This window comes from Halobacteriovorax sp. RT-2-4 (genome assembly GCF_047085445.1).
GTDB lineage: Bacteria > Bdellovibrionota > Bacteriovoracia > Bacteriovoracales > Bacteriovoracaceae > Halobacteriovorax_A.
Map to the genome: position 1 here is coordinate 78,589 of NZ_JBKIXY010000001.1, position 16,168 is coordinate 94,756.

General features: G+C 37.6%; 18 protein-coding genes. 6 read left to right on the plus strand and 12 right to left on the minus strand.

Annotated features, from left to right (window positions below):
• Nucleotides 1–31: 31 nt before the first annotated feature.
• Complete coding sequence (locus ACMAYL_RS00360; protein ID WP_412469449.1) at nucleotides 32–2,203, minus strand: hypothetical protein; 2,172 nt, start codon at nucleotides 2,201–2,203, stop codon at nucleotides 32–34.
• A gap of 143 nt (nucleotides 2,204–2,346) precedes the next feature.
• On the opposite strand from ACMAYL_RS00360, the gene ACMAYL_RS00365 reads away from it, so the two are divergent.
• The 3 genes from ACMAYL_RS00365 to ACMAYL_RS00375 all read left to right on the plus strand — a co-directional run bounded on the left by ACMAYL_RS00365 (nucleotide 2,347) and on the right by ACMAYL_RS00375 (nucleotide 5,511).
• A complete protein-coding gene (locus ACMAYL_RS00365; protein WP_412462519.1) occupies nucleotides 2,347–3,642 on the plus strand; it encodes a hypothetical protein in 1,296 nt (431 codons plus the stop codon).
• A gap of 110 nt (nucleotides 3,643–3,752) precedes the next feature.
• Nucleotides 3,753–5,081: a DEAD/DEAH box helicase gene (locus tag ACMAYL_RS00370; protein WP_412462520.1), complete on the plus strand. Its 1,329-nt coding sequence runs from the start codon at nucleotides 3,753–3,755 to the stop codon at nucleotides 5,079–5,081.
• Nucleotides 5,082–5,097: 16 nt separating this feature from the next.
• A complete protein-coding gene (locus tag ACMAYL_RS00375; RefSeq protein ID WP_103217018.1) occupies nucleotides 5,098–5,511 on the plus strand; it encodes a hypothetical protein in 414 nt (137 codons plus the stop codon).
• Nucleotides 5,512–5,518: 7 nt separating this feature from the next.
• Here ACMAYL_RS00375 and ACMAYL_RS00380 read toward each other — a convergent pair whose 3' ends face one another.
• Nucleotides 5,519–5,968, minus strand: coding sequence for a hypothetical protein (locus ACMAYL_RS00380; protein WP_103217019.1), 450 nt, complete (start codon nucleotides 5,966–5,968; stop codon nucleotides 5,519–5,521).
• A gap of 28 nt (nucleotides 5,969–5,996) precedes the next feature.
• Nucleotides 5,997–6,395 carry a hypothetical protein gene (locus ACMAYL_RS00385; RefSeq protein ID WP_412462522.1) on the minus strand — a complete coding sequence of 133 codons (399 nt, stop codon included), beginning with the start codon at nucleotides 6,393–6,395 and terminating at the stop codon, nucleotides 5,997–5,999.
• 48 nt (nucleotides 6,396–6,443) lie between these two features.
• Here ACMAYL_RS00385 and ACMAYL_RS00390 point away from each other — a divergent pair, with 48 nt between their 5' ends.
• Nucleotides 6,444–7,106, plus strand: coding sequence for a hypothetical protein (locus ACMAYL_RS00390; RefSeq protein ID WP_103217021.1), 663 nt, complete (start codon nucleotides 6,444–6,446; stop codon nucleotides 7,104–7,106).
• A gap of 42 nt (nucleotides 7,107–7,148) precedes the next feature.
• Here ACMAYL_RS00390 and ACMAYL_RS00395 read toward each other — a convergent pair whose 3' ends face one another.
• From ACMAYL_RS00395 to ACMAYL_RS00405, 3 genes are all read right to left on the minus strand, one after another.
• Complete coding sequence (locus ACMAYL_RS00395) at nucleotides 7,149–7,580, minus strand: TraR/DksA family transcriptional regulator (RefSeq protein ID WP_103217022.1); 432 nt, start codon at nucleotides 7,578–7,580, stop codon at nucleotides 7,149–7,151.
• Between the two features lie 197 nt (nucleotides 7,581–7,777).
• Nucleotides 7,778–8,128 (minus strand): hypothetical protein, encoded by a 351-nt coding sequence (locus tag ACMAYL_RS00400; protein WP_412462523.1) that lies wholly within the window; start codon nucleotides 8,126–8,128, stop codon nucleotides 7,778–7,780.
• Between the two features lie 17 nt (nucleotides 8,129–8,145).
• Nucleotides 8,146–8,676: a hypothetical protein gene (locus ACMAYL_RS00405; RefSeq protein ID WP_103217024.1), complete on the minus strand. Its 531-nt coding sequence runs from the start codon at nucleotides 8,674–8,676 to the stop codon at nucleotides 8,146–8,148.
• Nucleotides 8,677–8,792: 116 nt separating this feature from the next.
• Here ACMAYL_RS00405 and ACMAYL_RS00410 point away from each other — a divergent pair, with 116 nt between their 5' ends.
• The gene (locus tag ACMAYL_RS00410; protein WP_412470563.1) at nucleotides 8,793–9,497 is read left to right on the plus strand and encodes a 4Fe-4S cluster-binding domain-containing protein; all 705 of its coding nucleotides are present in this window, start codon (nucleotides 8,793–8,795) and stop codon (nucleotides 9,495–9,497) included.
• Here the strand turns inward: ACMAYL_RS00410 and ACMAYL_RS00415 are convergent, their stop codons facing one another.
• The 6 genes from ACMAYL_RS00415 to ACMAYL_RS00440 form a co-directional block, all read right to left on the minus strand.
• The gene (locus ACMAYL_RS00415; RefSeq protein WP_103217026.1) at nucleotides 9,498–9,887 is read right to left on the minus strand and encodes a hypothetical protein; all 390 of its coding nucleotides are present in this window, start codon (nucleotides 9,885–9,887) and stop codon (nucleotides 9,498–9,500) included. It abuts the gene before it with no gap.
• Between the two features lie 82 nt (nucleotides 9,888–9,969).
• Nucleotides 9,970–11,013 (minus strand): DUF2786 domain-containing protein, encoded by a 1,044-nt coding sequence (locus ACMAYL_RS00420; protein WP_158246800.1) that lies wholly within the window; start codon nucleotides 11,011–11,013, stop codon nucleotides 9,970–9,972.
• Between the two features lie 50 nt (nucleotides 11,014–11,063).
• On the minus strand, nucleotides 11,064–11,648 hold the full coding sequence (locus tag ACMAYL_RS00425) for a redoxin domain-containing protein (RefSeq protein ID WP_412470564.1): 585 nt from the start codon (nucleotides 11,646–11,648) through the stop codon (nucleotides 11,064–11,066).
• 102 nt (nucleotides 11,649–11,750) lie between these two features.
• Complete coding sequence (locus ACMAYL_RS00430; RefSeq protein ID WP_103217560.1) at nucleotides 11,751–12,512, minus strand: succinate dehydrogenase/fumarate reductase iron-sulfur subunit; 762 nt, start codon at nucleotides 12,510–12,512, stop codon at nucleotides 11,751–11,753.
• A 30-nt stretch (nucleotides 12,513–12,542) separates the two neighbouring features.
• Nucleotides 12,543–14,483, minus strand: a complete 1,941-nt coding sequence (locus ACMAYL_RS00435) for a fumarate reductase/succinate dehydrogenase flavoprotein subunit (protein WP_412469455.1) — start codon at nucleotides 14,481–14,483, stop codon at nucleotides 12,543–12,545.
• Nucleotides 14,483–15,154 carry a succinate dehydrogenase cytochrome b subunit gene (locus tag ACMAYL_RS00440; protein ID WP_103217029.1) on the minus strand — a complete coding sequence of 224 codons (672 nt, stop codon included), beginning with the start codon at nucleotides 15,152–15,154 and terminating at the stop codon, nucleotides 14,483–14,485. Before ACMAYL_RS00440 ends, ACMAYL_RS00435 begins: the two co-directional genes overlap by 1 nt.
• Before the next feature lie 154 nt (nucleotides 15,155–15,308).
• Between ACMAYL_RS00440 and ACMAYL_RS00445 the strand changes: the two genes are divergently transcribed.
• A complete protein-coding gene (locus ACMAYL_RS00445; RefSeq protein WP_412469456.1) occupies nucleotides 15,309–16,163 on the plus strand; it encodes an MBL fold metallo-hydrolase in 855 nt (284 codons plus the stop codon).
• Nucleotides 16,164–16,168: the final 5 nt, after the last annotated feature.

Genomic DNA, 16,168 nt, shown 5'->3' on the forward strand with positions numbered 1-16,168 from the left:
TAACTCGACTGTTGAAATATTTCTACTAACTTTAATTATTTAAAGTACTTAGCTTTAATATTTCTTTTGCTGCTTCTTGTCCAACAGTATTTGTGCTACCTTGTAAAAATTTGGCCAGATCTCGGGCAAATTTTGTAAATGAAGCACGGTTCTCTCCGTTATCCTTAATTGAAACGAGCTGATTGATCTCGTCAAGTTGACTCATTAAAATTGATTTATTTGTACCGAGAAATGCCTTTTCAACACTATCAATATATTCAATCTTAACTTTTGGCTTTGCTAAGAATGTTAGGCCTTCAAGTTCACTTGATTTCATATTGCCGCCAACCTTTGAGAATTGCATAACTGAGTCATCTGAAATATAGAGATAGACTTCATCAAGATTGCTTCTATAGAAAGACGTGAATTTATTTAAGTTACGATATTGCTTATAGTTCATTTTAAACTCTGCAAAGGCCTTCTTTGATTGGCCAATGGCAAGTAGGTCAACATGAACTAAATCTTTTGTCGATCGTCCTTTGATGATCTCTCCGGCCCAAAATAATTTTCCAAAATCTTCTCGCGTTAAATAGCTCGATTTTTCATCTTTATAGAAAGAGCTTAAATAAGGATAGCGATACTTGAAGAATGGAATTGAGCTAAAGCTTTTTTGAAAATTTCTAAACGACATTTCATCTGTTAATTTTAAAACATATGTATTTGCTGTTTCTTTATTGATGATAAAGTAGCTTGGCCTTTGCCCTGCAATTCTTAAGATAATATTTTCCTGAGAGAATTTTTTTGAAACTAAAACCTCTTTAATTTTCAGCGGTCGTTTACCTAGCTCTTTTGGCACATTGATTTGTTTAGGAACAGGCGTGTCCGAAAAGCTTTCCTGAATAATAGGATAACCAATTACTAGCATTGTAAAGATTGCTAAGTTGATAAGTGAGATGAACTTAAATCCCTTTATACGATAAGTAATTCGCCCTTGAGTGATCAATTCTTTAAGAGATGGTGAATCAAAGATAACAGGGAGCTCAAATAATGGAATAAGGTGAGCAATAAGATCTAGTGGAGTTCTAAGAACAGCTTTTGCTCTTTTTGTAAGAAATGATCCTGTTGTTGTTGCACCACTAATAAAAAGGGTTGGTGAAACACTTAGAATTAAATTTGAAATAAATAGAATACCAAAAAGTACAATTACAATTTTTGCAATATCTGGGCTTACACTAAATTCGACAAATTTTGCAATTTCTGAATTTAGTAGAGTTGCGAGTTTGTCACTTAGGCTCTCTATTGCTTCAACATCAATCTGAGTTGAAACTATCGTTGTTGCAAAGACGAGTGTTAATGCACTAACGAAGCGAGTAAAAGGGCCTACTAGTTTTCCTTCAGACTGTTTAATTTTTTTCTTTTTTTGTTGTGCTTTTCTGATCTTCGCACCTTCGTAGTCACGGGCAACACCAAGTTTTAGATCAGAGTCTTTATTCGTTGATTTAGTACTCTTTTTTTTCTTCTTCGCTTTCTTCTTTTTTTGACTCGTAAGTGGTCGGCTTACGTGTTCATTAGATTTTACCGACTTCTTACTTTGCTCTGCCTCTGCACTTTGAAGACGGGCAACGTTTAGAACTTGAGTAATACTTAAGGAGTCAGTGTCTTCTTTCATTCGAGGTTGTGAAGGCTGATCACCATTTGTATCAATGACAAAGGAGATATCATCTTCATCGCTATCTGATTCGTCATCTGACTCATCTCTATTAAGCATATCACTACTTGTCATTTCAAACGAAGGTGTATGCCCTTGTGTTTGGGCCTTTATTTCTTCAACGCTTTCTTCTTGCTCATTCGTGGCAAAATTACTTAAGTCATCAAATTCAAGATCATCCTCATCATTTGCTGAGGCAATATCAAATTCATCAGGAAGTTGTTTTTCAAGAGATAGAGACTTGAGTTTAAATTCGCTACTTTTGTAGCTAAGTTTTTCTCCAATCTCCATGAAGTAAGTTGATCCTTCTTGCAGTGGAGTATCTTGTAATTTAGCGTCTTGTATTTTTTGAATTAATTTTAAAACTAGGCAATCGTCATCGACATGAACTTTTATGCTACCACCGTTTTCAGAAATAATGAGTTCATTATTTTCTTCTTTAAAAAAAAACTCTTTATTTGAGATTGTGATTTCTTGATTTTCGTTAGAGTTGCTGTGGATAAAACCAACTTGCATAGTCAACCTTTGTTAATTTTCAATTAAATTCCTTTTTATTTTAAAGGGATTATATAAATTTTCCTACTAATTTTTAGAATTGATTCCGTGTTAATATTGGTAAAGAGAATTAAGAAGATTTAACCACGGAAGGGGACAAATAGATGAAAAAATCTTTTTTAGTAAGAGCGACGTTTGCTACGCTCTTAGCAGGACAAGTGGCTTTTGCGGCCGATGCAGATTACAATGTACAGGAACGCTTTCGCCTAATGGAAGACAAATTCCAAACTCAAGAGTTTCTAAGAGAACCAGGACATGACTTTCTTATTGATATGTCTGTTTATGCTAATACGGATCTAATGGAACTTGTTGGTGATGTATCTGATGCTTCAGATGCTGCTGACCCAGATCAAGCAGCTGCTGATGTTCTTTCAGCTTATGCTGATACTGAACAAAACCTTAGACTGAATGTAGAAGTAGGTGTTCCACTTCCATCATTTAATGCTTTTAAAGGGACAATTAGTCCAAGTGTTAGGCTAGGTGTAAATGTTGGATCACTAATTGGAATTGGTGAAGAGGATATCATGATTGATACTTTCATCTCTGCAGTTCCTGGTGATGCTGAACTTAAAACAGTTCTTCAAGATAAAATCACACAAGGTGTATTAAATGACATTATCGGTGGTACAGCGGGTTACCAAAATGTTACAGATTTAGCAGCGACACTAGGTTTAAGTACTGAAGAAGAAACGGCCCTAAGAGATGCCCTTGGTGGTGAAGCTATTCCATTTGCTGGTTCAGGTTCAACTGCTCCAATTATCGATGCATATGTTAAGGCAGACGTTACTGCTGGTTTAAACTTTGATTATAAGAATGAGAGACACTTCGGTTCATTTTCTCTATATGGTTTATATAGAGCTGACGTAAGACGTGTTCTTGATCAAGATGCAATTGCTGGTGACGGTGATGTAATTGATACTGAAAACCTTGATCAAAATATGACTCTTTATGCGATGGCCGACATTACTTATGGTTTCCACTGGCTATCAAATTTCAGAACGATGTTTAAGATCCAAGATATTGCTCTTGCAACAGTGATTGAAAATGATGAAGGTTATCTTCCATTGTATGAGCCAGAAATTGGCTACCGTATGCACACAGATTATAGCTTTAATCTTTCAAATATGAGACTTCGTCCATTCGTAGGTTTCCACATGAGAGATGGTTATGATTTTGCTGATGGAGTTTATGCTGGTACTGATCTAATGTTCCATGTTTGGAAGGAGAGACTAGCTGTTACAGTAAGAGGGATGGTTGACTCTGAACACCTAACTCTAACTCCAAGAGTTAAGCTTGGATTCATGGATTTCATGTATTCTCTTAAGCAACCAATCACTTCTGAAGTAAAAGGTGTGAAAATCTCGACAATTCACTCTGTAAACTTCAGACTTCACTTCTAATTTAAGAAACATTGTGTTAAATATCGGGGATCAAATTGATCCCCTTTTTTATTTTGTCCACGTTAGGCCAGGGGACCGTGAGTGGATATGTCTATTTAGGAGAGTATAAAATGGCAAAAAACACAAAAGAATTTGTTGATATTGTTGATATGGACCTATTTGCAGGTTTCCTTAAAGAGAATAAACTAACAAAACCAACTGAAGTACAAGCTGAAGCAATTCCTCAGTTTCTAGAAGGTCACAACCTACAAGTACAGGCCCAAACTGGTAGTGGTAAAACACTAAGTTATCTTCTACCACTATTTCAAAAGCTAAAAGAAACAGAAGCAGACATAAAAAATCAAAAGGCAGGCTCGCCTCGCGCGATTATTCTTCTACCAATTAAAGAGCTTGCGATGCAAGTCTCTGATGAGTGTAAGAAGATTTCTCACCATGCAAAGATGCGTGTTCGTCTTGCCCTTGGTGGTGAAAAAGGCAAGAAGGTAAGTACACTTAAAAAACAAACTTTTGATATTCTTATTGGAGGCCCTGGCCGAATTAAATCAATGATTGAGAAAAAAGAGATCCGTCTAGATGAACTTGAGTATCTAATTATTGATGAAGCCGACCAGCTTCTTGATATGGGATTTATGCGTGAGCTTAAGGCCATTCGTCGTCATCTTACGTCTTCGTACCAAGCATGCCTTGTTTCTGCAACGATGGCCGATGACTTTGATATGCTAAAGGCCGACTTCTTCTCAGGTATGGAATTTAAATCAGTAAGCCTAGTTGGCTCACACGGACTTTCTCAAACTATTGAAACTTTCAATATTGCTCTCGAATATACAGAGAAGAATGCCATGCTTGATGTTTTCGTTAAAAAAGAAGCAAAGGGCAGTGGGATTATTTTTGTTAACCAAAAAGAGAAGGCGGTAGAAGTTTATAACTATATGAAGCAAGCAAAACTTCATAAAAACCTTTATGTTTCTCATGGTGATATTACTGCAAAAGAAAGAAGTGAGAATTTTAAAAAGTTTAAATCAACTGGTGGTATTCTTATCACTACTGATATGGCGGCCCGTGGGATCGACATTAAGACTCTGCAATGGGTACTAAATTACGATCTTCCATTTGAAGCAGTTTATTATATTCACCGTTCGGGACGTGTAGGTCGTGCTGGAAGGGCCGGAAGTGTCTATAACTTTGTAACTAAGAAAGATCAAAAACTTATTGGGCAAATTAATGATGCCATTAAGAATCAAGATACTTTGAAGATTGATCCAATCTTTCTTAAGTCGATGGCAAAGAAATCGGGAGCCAAAAAGGTTGCAAAGAAAGTTGCTAGACGTGGGCCAGCACCACAGAAAAAGACTTCAAAAACGACGACGAGATCAACATCTCGCACAGGTGGACGTACACCTTCTCGTACTTCAAAAACTTCTCGCGGCAGACGCCGTTAAATGATAAAATGCTAATATGTTTAAACATATTAGCATTTTCTTTCTTCTATTAACTTCACTTATTACTTCCTCATGTTCTGAAAAGGATATTTATACGCCTTTGGAAATGTTTGATATGGCCTATAAATTCGACAATACAATTGAAGAAGTTCGCCTTAGTGTGAAGGAGAAGGAGAGACACCTTGACTGCAAGGATTATCCGGCCGGCTGTATTGAAGGCTCTCCTAAGCGCTTTAAGGTGAGACTAGTTGAAATGATTGTTGTCCAGTACTTATCATCTAATGAAGCATGTTTGGCCGCTTATAAGCTTGGTCAATATTATGCTCGTAATTGGCTCTTTGATGACGTTGCAGATGAGCCTGTTCTTGTTGATTTTGTTAAACAGGTTTATAAGGCGAAAAGTCCTAAGACAAGACAAGAGTGTAATTAAACCTCACTTACTTTAACCACTGCCTAATCTCTTCATAGTATTGTTCTAGTTTTTTATTAGCACCTATAAAGTCACTACTTGTGATTTGAAAACTCTTGTTATTATTTAATCGTATTTGAATTGCATGATTAGAAGCTGTGGCGCCTTTGGTTTTCAAAAGCTCTACACGTTCAATTTCATCAAGTCCAAATTGTGTGATTTGTTTTCTTAGCAATGAGCGAGCGACTAATCTTGCAGTATTTCTCGGTTTGCTCATTTCCAAGTGTCGGTATTTTATTAAGGATAAGACGACAATGGGTGTGAAGAGAAATAGAAGTAGATCTTTTTGAGCAAGCTTATTATTGAATGTTAAGTAACTTCCAAGCCCAACAACAAGTAGTAAGATACACATAAGTGCTAGCTTAGTTGGAAATGAGTTAAGTGTTAAGTTTTGAAAATTAGTTTCAAGTTTTAACATATCGATCTCCGTTACGCTCTATACTTTATCAGGCCTTAAAGAAGTACTTTTTAAAGCCCGTCTGGAATGCATCAATTTTTACTTCCCAAGAATTGATAAACTCAGGGGATTGCTGTCTATATTCATTTAATGTTTCTTTAAAAAGCATTACCCAACGACCAAGCTCTCCCATATGAATATTTAAGTACTCATGTGCCTCAAGTAAGTGTGCCGCAGGACGAGGAAATTTTATTCCTAGCAATTGTGCCTGCCAAAAAGCATTTATATTAACGAGATGCTCTTGAAAATCATCAATGCTTGAGAGTGGAGCGCTATTAGCAGTTATCTTTCGAAAGTGATAGCCGATGAATACGTCATTAATGGCCTTCTCGTAAAATGACCGAGTAACTTTCTCTATTAATTGAATTTCCAACTGATTGCCTGTCATGACTAAAGTCTACACTAAATATTGCGCTTTAAATACCGATGAAAGTTTATGAACAAAATAATTATATCTTTATTTTCATTACTACTTAGTAAATTTATTTACGCCGGAGCATTAACTTCTGTTAATAACGACACTTGTTGGTACAAGGAAGATGAGGGGCGCACTAAAATAGCTTCCTTTAATGATCAGGTAAGTATTAATACAAATCGTGATGAGATTTTAGGCCACGTTGTTAAGTACTTACATGAACAAAAATTTGCGGCAGACAAGATTGATATGATTCATTCGTTCGGATTATGTGGACCAAGACTTTCTTTGGCCTTTCGTATCTCTTACGATAAAGTCGATTATTGTCTTAGAGCAAATGTAAATAAGAATACTGAGTTAACTTTCTCAGGAATTGGACTTGCTCAAGATAGCAAAGGAGCTTGCCAGTCAATTGCTAGTGATAAATTGATAGTTTCTATTGATCAGAAAAATATTGTCGATCTACAAAAGCTCTTGGGTGAGCAGGGGATGTCGCCTAAGAAAGTTGATAAACTCTCATCTAAGGTTTACGTTTTATACTTTAACGTTGAAAGAGATGAAATTAAAGATGTAAGAAAGAGTATCGTCACATCAAATCTAGTTAACTCTGCGGAGTATTCAACTGGACAATATCATATTGCAGATGAATTCGAGTTATTAAGTATTAGCTACTTTAGAAAGTAGCTCAAACAAATAAAAAAGCCTCGCGATGCGAGGCTTTTTTAATTATCTTTTTCCAATTTCAGCAATTGTTTTTCCAAGAGACTTTGAACGTTTTAAGTATACGTTTGATCTCTCTTCGTGCTCAGCTTCTTCTTTACATGAAATACAAAGTTCCGCTGTGTTTCTCGCCATTAGACGATCGTAACCAATTTCAATATCACACTCATCGCATAGGCCATATTCACCTTTTTCGATTTTTGTAAGTGCTTTATTGATTTTCTTTACGTAGAAGTTTTCACGATTTCTGAAACGAATTTCCTGCGATGTTTGAACGTTAGCTACTGCCTCATCTAGAGGGTCAAGTAGTTCGTTCTTGTCCATGCAATACTGCTCTTTCTCACTGTTTTTGTTAAGAATTCTTTCTTTGTCAGCAAGTAGCGCATCTTTTAGTGCAGCTATTTGCTTGTCCGATAGATACGAGTTAGCTCTGTTCATTTCGACTCCCTTGTGCCGTGTTTCTTCCAGTGAAACAAGTTGCTTGTAACCTTTAATTTGCGCTTAGGCAAAACAATTACGCACAACAAATATTGTGTTCGTGTGTTGTAGAAAGAATTTACTGGTCGGGAAAGTGTTAGTAAAAGGTATTTTTCTTACAAAGGATTACTTTGTCACGAAATTTCAACAGTTTAGATCTAGTTTTTAGGAAACGCTGCTTCACAATGAGGGCAAAACTTCCAAAACTGCTTATCTACCTCATTTTGACAGCTTGAACATGTGATTAGTGCGCTTAATTCCTCAAAGGCTTCGTCATACATATTGGCAAAGAGATCGCTTCTCATGGCCGCTATCGTTGTTGGATGGGCCCTAAAAGTTCCAGGCAGGGTTTTATTTGGAATGAATTTGGCCGGTGTTACGCTCTTGTCTGGAAAGATCTGAACCTGAACTTCTTGCGAAGGCTGCATTTGATACATCTGCCTATTTGCAATATTACGTTCGTTCTTTAGTAATTCAAAATTCTCATTGGCGCTAAACTTTCTTTCCATAAACTAATTGTAGCACACTACTTCCAGCGACGTTCTAGTAGCTCAATTATTTCCACGCAGGCCTTCTTATGCTGGTTAAATCGTGCAAAGAAGCCTGGTTTTGCTTCTAATACGGCCTTTTTGAAATAAATTGATTGTGAACCAAGGGATTCAATAAGGCGCAGAGTCCATTCAAAGACCTCAGGGTCTTGATGGCCAATAAGTTTTTCAAGTGCCTCTAAGAAGTCAAAAGGTAGTCTTTCACCTCTTTTGTGGAATTCATCTATTATCTGCTTTCTGGCAACGCCTAAACACAGAGTAAGGACTTCTGGATCGTGGCAAAGTGCAAGGCAGTCCATAATCTCTGGGTAGATAATATGATCAAGAGTAATGGTATTATCAAGTAAACACAGTAGGGGGATAAGTGCATCCCAGTTTTCTTCGCGATTTAGCTCCTGAAAACGTAGCTTAAAAACACTGAAATCTTCTTTTGTATAAGTGCAGTTGGGCCTTTTTCCCGCCTGTAAATCAGCGATGACGACGCGAAACTGTTCATCTATATCAATCATATTTCTTCCCTTGGGCCATTTTTGCGATTTTTCATGTAGCAATTACTCGATTTACTTTTAAATATATGACATTTTAAGGCCTTATGCTATATAAATACCCTTTAAGAAGGTTTTCAATGCAGCAGTATCTTATTAACGACATTTACCGTGCTACAGAAGGAGAGGGAGTCTTTGTTGGACGCTCTCAGGTCTTTGTGCGCTTTCAAGGTTGTGCCGTTGGTTGTATTAATTGTGATTCAATGGATACTTGGAGTTTTGATATTGAGCCAACTTCGATTGAGTCGATTTTTGAAAAGATACTAGAAGAGTCTTATCAGGGAAAAATAAATTGGATTTCAATTACAGGTGGAGACCCTCTTCATCCTAAGCATGTTCCAAGTGTTGTTGCTCTATCAAAATTTTTAAAAGAAAAAGGCTTTAAGCTTAATCTTGAAGCTGCAGGGACACGAGTTGTTGATGAAGTATTTGAAAACCTTGATTACATCTCATTTGATCTAAAAACACCTTCGACAGGTGTACAGACTCGTCTTTCACTTATTGAAAAGCTTGCTCAAAACTATAATGGAAAGTTTCAGCTAAAGGCCGTTATTGCTGATCGTAAGGACTTTGACTACACTCTAGGAGCTTATCGTAAGCTTGAGGAGAGTTTAGGTTCAATTGATTTTCCTTGGGTGCTAACACCGTGTTTTGAACCAAGTGAAGAATTTCCAATGCAAAGATTTATCGATATTCAGGATTGGAATCAGTTAGAGGGTGGACCATTTAGAGTCATCGGACAGCAGCATAAGTGGATCTACGGTGCTGATAAAAAGAGTGTTTAATTAAGCGGCCCTTCTCGTTCTTGCTAAGGTCTCACGTTGCTTGGCCTCTAGTAAATCAACTCCATATTTTTTAATCGTTCCTAAATCTGTAATCGTGTAGGAATTAGAGTCGGCCTTAGTTCGATCTTCTTGAGAGAAGTTATCACAAATAACAACAAGTTTTGTGTCTGTAGGAAGTTTCTTAAGAGCAATTTTGATAATCCCTTGAACCTTATCAAGAGAGTTTGTACAGTAGACTACATATTTCTTGTCGTCTTTAGAAACGCTAAAGTGCCAAAGATTGGATTTATTTTTTGATTCAACGACATGATAATCATATGATTTAAAAACCATCGTACATTGAGTAATAAACCCCTTAATAATTTTTTTAGAATTTGCTATCTTTGCCATTAGATCTCCGCTTAACATCAAGCATATCGGTTTATTGGCCAAAATATTAAGAAATTTTAGAAAGATTATTCCGTATCAATTTTTAGTTAGTTAGAAGTTTTGTGGAGGATTTTTGTCCAATTCCTTTACCCATTTTAAATTGTTTACCGGCCTTAGCGCCAAGATTCCATGCATTTGCATCAAAGCTAGTTGCCTGACTTGTTTGCGATGAGACACGAGGGTAGACTCGGTTTCGATGGGCCTCGGCAAGACCTTTAATATGGATTAGTTCACGTGAGCTTATTTGCTTGCTCTGATGACCTTTAAGTTCACTTAGGAACGATTTCGTAAAACTCTTATAATAAGAATTACGAGCACGAACACCTTTTAAATTTGAGTTTTTCTTGGCCTGCTTCCAAAGTCCTTCCATTGCATTTACTGTATAGTCATAGATATAGTGAGCGGCCTCAACATTTTCTTTGGCCCCAATAATTTCGAGGTAGCCCCCGCCACGTCCAGAGCTGAAGACTGGAGAGACTGCATATTCCTTAAGTATATCGTAGAGGCAATCGTGAAGAAGGTTGCGTCTTTTAAAAGAGGCGACTCGTCTGACATAAGTATCTTCAAAGTCTTTCATATCAAAATCATCTCGTGCTAGATGATTAAGTTTAAGTTTGTCCAAGTTGTGTTTTTGAATGAGATCATTTGCTTTTTTGGCAGCAAGTTTGGCCTCAAATTCATTTTCTGACTTAGCAAGCTCCAGAAGCTTTTGAATCTTTGCCGTGATATTATCATTGCTTTTTACAAAGGCACTTAAGTTTACTTGCGACTTTGAAAAGTTATCATCCCAGCCAAAGCGTTTAAAAATACCTCTAAATTCGATACCGTGTGCCTGCTCGTGTATGCCACATTCAATATGAACTAAGAAGTGGGCAAGCTCATGCTTGAGAACATTTTCTAGAAGCTTGTCATCGTTAATTGTAAGAAAGCACCTATTGATTCCAATTTGATAAATAAGTGGATCGTAGAAGCCTAGGATTTTGTCAGAGTCATTTACAACAAATGTAAGCGGGTACATCACTCCTTTGTAGTGGAGGCGTGAGCGCTTAAAAGAGAGACCAATTCCCGCGAATATATCACAGGCCATAAGACGAATCTTTTTTATAAATAATTGGGTATTTTCGTTATAAATAAACATTAATATTTAACACTGCATCCATACGGTTTTGTTCTCGCTGGATTTACTTTCTCATTGTTCTTAAGTTGTTCTAGCGCGTTTTTAACATAGTTTCGAGCGTTTTGAATATCACTTTTGTCGGCCGAAGGAATACTGTCGATGGCCCCCATATAGTCAATTATACCGCTTTCATTAATGATGAAAATCTCTGGCGTTGTCTTTGCATTATAGCGTCTACCAACAGTTCCGTCTGTATCAATCAGAAGGTGAGAAGCATTTGATTTTTCGACCTGTAGGCGATTCTTTGCAGCAGCGGCGTTTCTGATATAACCCTGTTTTCCAATATTAGATGAATTAATTGTAAGCCAGTAATGGCCGCTATCTTTTGCAAGCTTCTGTGTCTGCTGCATATTTAGTGAATCATAATGTTTTCTAACGAAGGGACAGCCTTCGTTATACCACTCAAGAATAACTTTCTTGCCTTTAAAAGAGGCCAGTGTAATCTGCTTTCCGTCTTGGTTTTCAAGAGTAAAGTTTGGGGCCTTATCTCCTGGAGATAAAGCGAGAGTAAGTGTAGTCATAAAGAGAGAGACGATTAATTTCATAAATGCTCCTTTTGGATATTCTACGCTGTGAAAAAGGAGCATTCAATAAATAAAGGCCTACATTTGTAGGCCCTTATTTTTATTTGAATTTAATTTATTAAATTAAACAGTTGGTGTCGTCTTAGATGTTACAGCAGCTTTTAGAAGCTCTCTGTTCATACGAGCGATATTTGTGATTTCAATTCCTTTCGGGCATGAAGCTTCACATTCAGCTTCGTTAGTACAGTTACCAAATCCAAGATCATCCATCTTCTTAACCATGTTTTGAACACGTTGAGAAGCTTCAGCTTGTCCTTGTGGAAGAAGTGCCATTTGAGAAACTTTGGCCGATACGAAAAGCATCGCAGAAGCGTTCTTACATGAAGCAACACAAGCTCCACAACCAATACAAGCTGCAGCGTCCATTGCTAGGTCTGCTTGCTCTTTTGGGATTAGGATAGCGTTTGCATCTTGAGCATTTCCTGTGTTTACAGATACGAAACCACCAGCAGCGATGATTTCATCAAATGCACTACGATCAACCATAAGGTCTTTTTCTACTGGGAAAGCTCTTGCTCTAAATGGTTCGATAACAATCGTATCACCATCAGAGAACTTTCTCATGTGAAGCTGACAAGTTGTTGTTTCAGCTTCTGGCCCGTGAGCTTGACCATTGATCATTAGAGAACACATACCACAAATACCTTCGCGACAGTCGTGGTCGAAAGCTACTGGCTCAACACCTTGTGGAATTAGTTCTTCGTTTAACTGATCTAGCATTTCAAGAAATGAAGCATCCGGAGAAACGTTTTCTAAAGTATAGTCGGCCATTTGACCTTTATCTTCACGATTCTTTTGACGCCAGATTTTTAAATGAAGTGTCATATTATTATTGCTACTCATATCATATACCTCTTATTTGTAACTTCTTTGTGTTAGTGGAACGTTAGGGAAGTCTAGTTCTTCCACGTTTCTAATTGGCTCACTAGCTTCACCAGTGTATTCCCATACAGCTGCGTGACAGAAGTCATTGTCATTTCTTAGGGCCTCGTTCTCATCTGTTTGAGACTCTTCTCTGAAGTGACCACCACATGATTCTGGTCTTTCAAGAGCGTCGCGTGCCATTAGCTCACCAAGCTCTAGGAAGTCTGCAAGACGGTTAGCTTTTTCAAGCTCGATATTAATTCCATCTGCTGTTCCTGTAACCTTAACGTCTTTCCAGAACACTTCACGAAGTTTTTTAATTTTATCAATCCCTTCTTGAAGACCTTTTGCATCTCTTGCCATACCAACATGGTTCCACATGATTTGCCCAAGTTCCTTGTGAATTGACTCAACTGATCTTGTTCCATTGATTGAAAGTAGCTTAGAGAATCTTTCTTTTGAGTCAGTAAGTGCCTTGTCAAATTCTGGGTGATCAGTTCCAACTTTATTACCCATAAGTTTTTCACTTGCTAGGTAGTTAGGAACTGTAAATGGAGCAACAAAGTATCCATCTGCTAGACCTTGCATTAGTGCAGATGCACCGAGACGGTTTGCACCGTGGTCTGAGAAGTTTGCTTCACCAAGAGCAAATAGCCCTGGAACTGTTGTTTGTAGGTTATAATCAACCCATAAACCACCCATTGTATAGTGAACCGCTGGGTAAATTCTCATTGGAACTTTATATGGGTTTTCATCAGTAATTCTTTCGTACATATCAAATAGGTTACCGTAGCGCTCTTTAATCGCTTCTTCACCATCACGCTCAATCGCCGCTTGGAAGTCTAGGTAAACTGCTTCTTCACCGGCACGTACTGATTTACCTTGGTCAATTTGTTCTTTTGCATTTCTTGAAGCAACGTCACGAGGAACAAGGTTACCGAATGAAGGATATTTTCTCTCTAGGTAGTAATCTCTTTCTTCTTCTGGGATCTCAGCTGCTTTTCTGTGATCACCTGGAGTCTTTGGAACCCAAACACGTCCATCGTTTCTTAGAGACTCTGACATAAGAGTAAGTTTCGACTGGTTTTCACCATGTCTTGGAATACAAGTTGGGTGAATTTGAGTGAAACATGGGTTAGCAAACATTGCACCTTTTTTATAAGCTTTCCAAGCTGCTGAACCATTTGAAGTCATTGCGTTTGTTGATAGGTAGTAAACGTTTCCGTATCCACCTGTACACATTAGAACGGCATCAGCTGCGTGCTTTTCGAATTCACCAGTGATTACGTTTCTTGTGATAATACCACGAGCGCGACCGTCAACCATAACTAGGTCAACCATCTCACGACGAGTTAGCATTTGAACCTTACCACGTCCAACTTCTTTCATTAGAGAAGAGTAAGCACCAAGAAGTAGCTGTTGACCAGTTTGTCCACGAGCATAGAATGTACGTGATACTTGAGCACCACCAAATGAACGGTTAGAAAGAGTCCCACCGTATTCACGAGCAAAAGGAACACCTTGGGCCGCACATTGGTCGATAATATTATTTGCAACTTCAGCTAGGCGATAAACGTTAGCTTCACGTGCACGGTAGTCTCCACCTTTTACAGTGTCATAAAATAGACGCCAGATTGAGTCACCATCATTTGGGTAGTTCTTAGCAGCGTTAACACCACCTTGAGCTGCAATCGAGTGAGCACGACGTGCAGAGTCTTGAAGGCAGAAACACTTAACATTGTAACCTTGCTCTCCAAGAGTTGCAGCAGCAGATGCACCAGCAAGTCCAGAACCAACAACGATAATTTCAAACTTACGTCTGTTGGCAGGGTTAACAAGCTTCATGTTAAATTTATGTTGAGTCCATACTTTAGTGATATCGTCACCAGCTGGAACTTTTCCATCCATTTTTTTGATATTCATATTAGTCATTACATTCCTCCCTTAACGTGACACCAAATTGCAATTGTAGAGTATCCAACAGTTAAGACAACAGCATATAGTTTCGATAGAAACTTGATTGCTGGCATATACTTAGGGTGGTTAAATCCAATTGATTGAAAGGCCGACCAGAATCCGTGAGATACGTGGATTCCAAGTACAATCATGAAAACTACATACATTCCCACATTAAGAGGAGAAGCAAAGTATACGATTACTGTTTTGTAAAGGTCACGAACTTCCATTCCGTTTAATGTCGTCATATATACAGCACCATACTTAAAGTTAATTAAGTGCATGATGATGAAGAAAAGAATTAGCATACCTGTGTAAGGCATAGTCGATGATGCGAAAGTTGCTCCGCGTCCTGTTGGTTGCTTCATGTAGTACTTAACTGGACGAGCTGCTTTATTTTCCATCGTAAGTTTCAGGGCCATAAAGAGGTGAGTTAAGAAGATTACTAGAAGACCTGCTTCAGCAACATAGATTAGCGGGTTTGAAGTAAGCGTGTAAGCGTACTTGTTAAAAGCGTCTGCTCCAACCATTAGTAAAAAGTTACCAAGCATGTGTGATAATAGGAAACCACATAGAAGAAGTCCCGTAACTCCCATTACTTGCTTTTTAGCAACGGAGTTAGTCAAATAAAAGCGTAATGCTGACATTGATACATTTCCTTTGTCTAATTTAATAAAAATTTTAAAATGTTATTTGAATGGATTATAATCCTTAAATCACCAAAACTTAAGTGAATTTTTAAGTGATTTTCATTTTGTGATGCACAATGTAAATATGCCTCAAGGATTAGGAGAATTTTAAATGTTGATCCACTCTTTTTTTGATAAAGACACTAATACTCTGACTTATATCATTTACTCTTTGGCAACAAAGAAGGCAGTGGTTGTTGATCCCGTTTTAAATTTTGACTACGCTAGTGGATCTGTGTCAACAAAAGAAGTCGAACTCATCGACGAGTTTTTAAAAGCAAATAATTTAGAGCTAACTTATATCTTTGAGACTCATGTTCATGCTGATCATTTATCTGGTGCATCGAGCCTAAAGAAATTTTATCCAAATGCAAAAATTGTCATTCATGAAAATATAAAGCAGGTACAAGTTGTCTTTAATCAAGCTTACCGTTCACAAGTTAAAGAGGATGGCTCTCAATTCGATTTATTAACACGAGAAGGAGAAACTTTTAAAGTTGCAGATGATCTTGAAGTTGAAATTATTGAAACACCTGGTCACACGCCTGCTTGTATGAGCTTATATGTAAATAAAGAAGCATTATTTGTAGGAGATGCGATCTTCATGCCTGATATGGGAACAGGGCGTTGTGATTTTCCTAAAGGCAGTGCGGATGACCTTTATGAATCCATACAAAAAATCTATGCCTTAGATGATAATTGTACCATCTACGTCGGTCATGATTATGGGCCTGGTGGACGTGAGATTATGTTTAAGACTACTGTAGGAAAACAAAAGCGTAATAATATACAATGCAAGGCAAGTACTTCTAAAGATGAGTTCTTAAGCTTTCGAACAACTAGGGATGCACACTTAAGCGCTCCAAGGCTACTGATTCCTAGTATTCAGTATAATATGAATGGGGGAGAGTTTATCTTTAATGAAGAGGATGGGGCACCATTTTTGAAAGTTCCAGTTAAATTATAAAATCT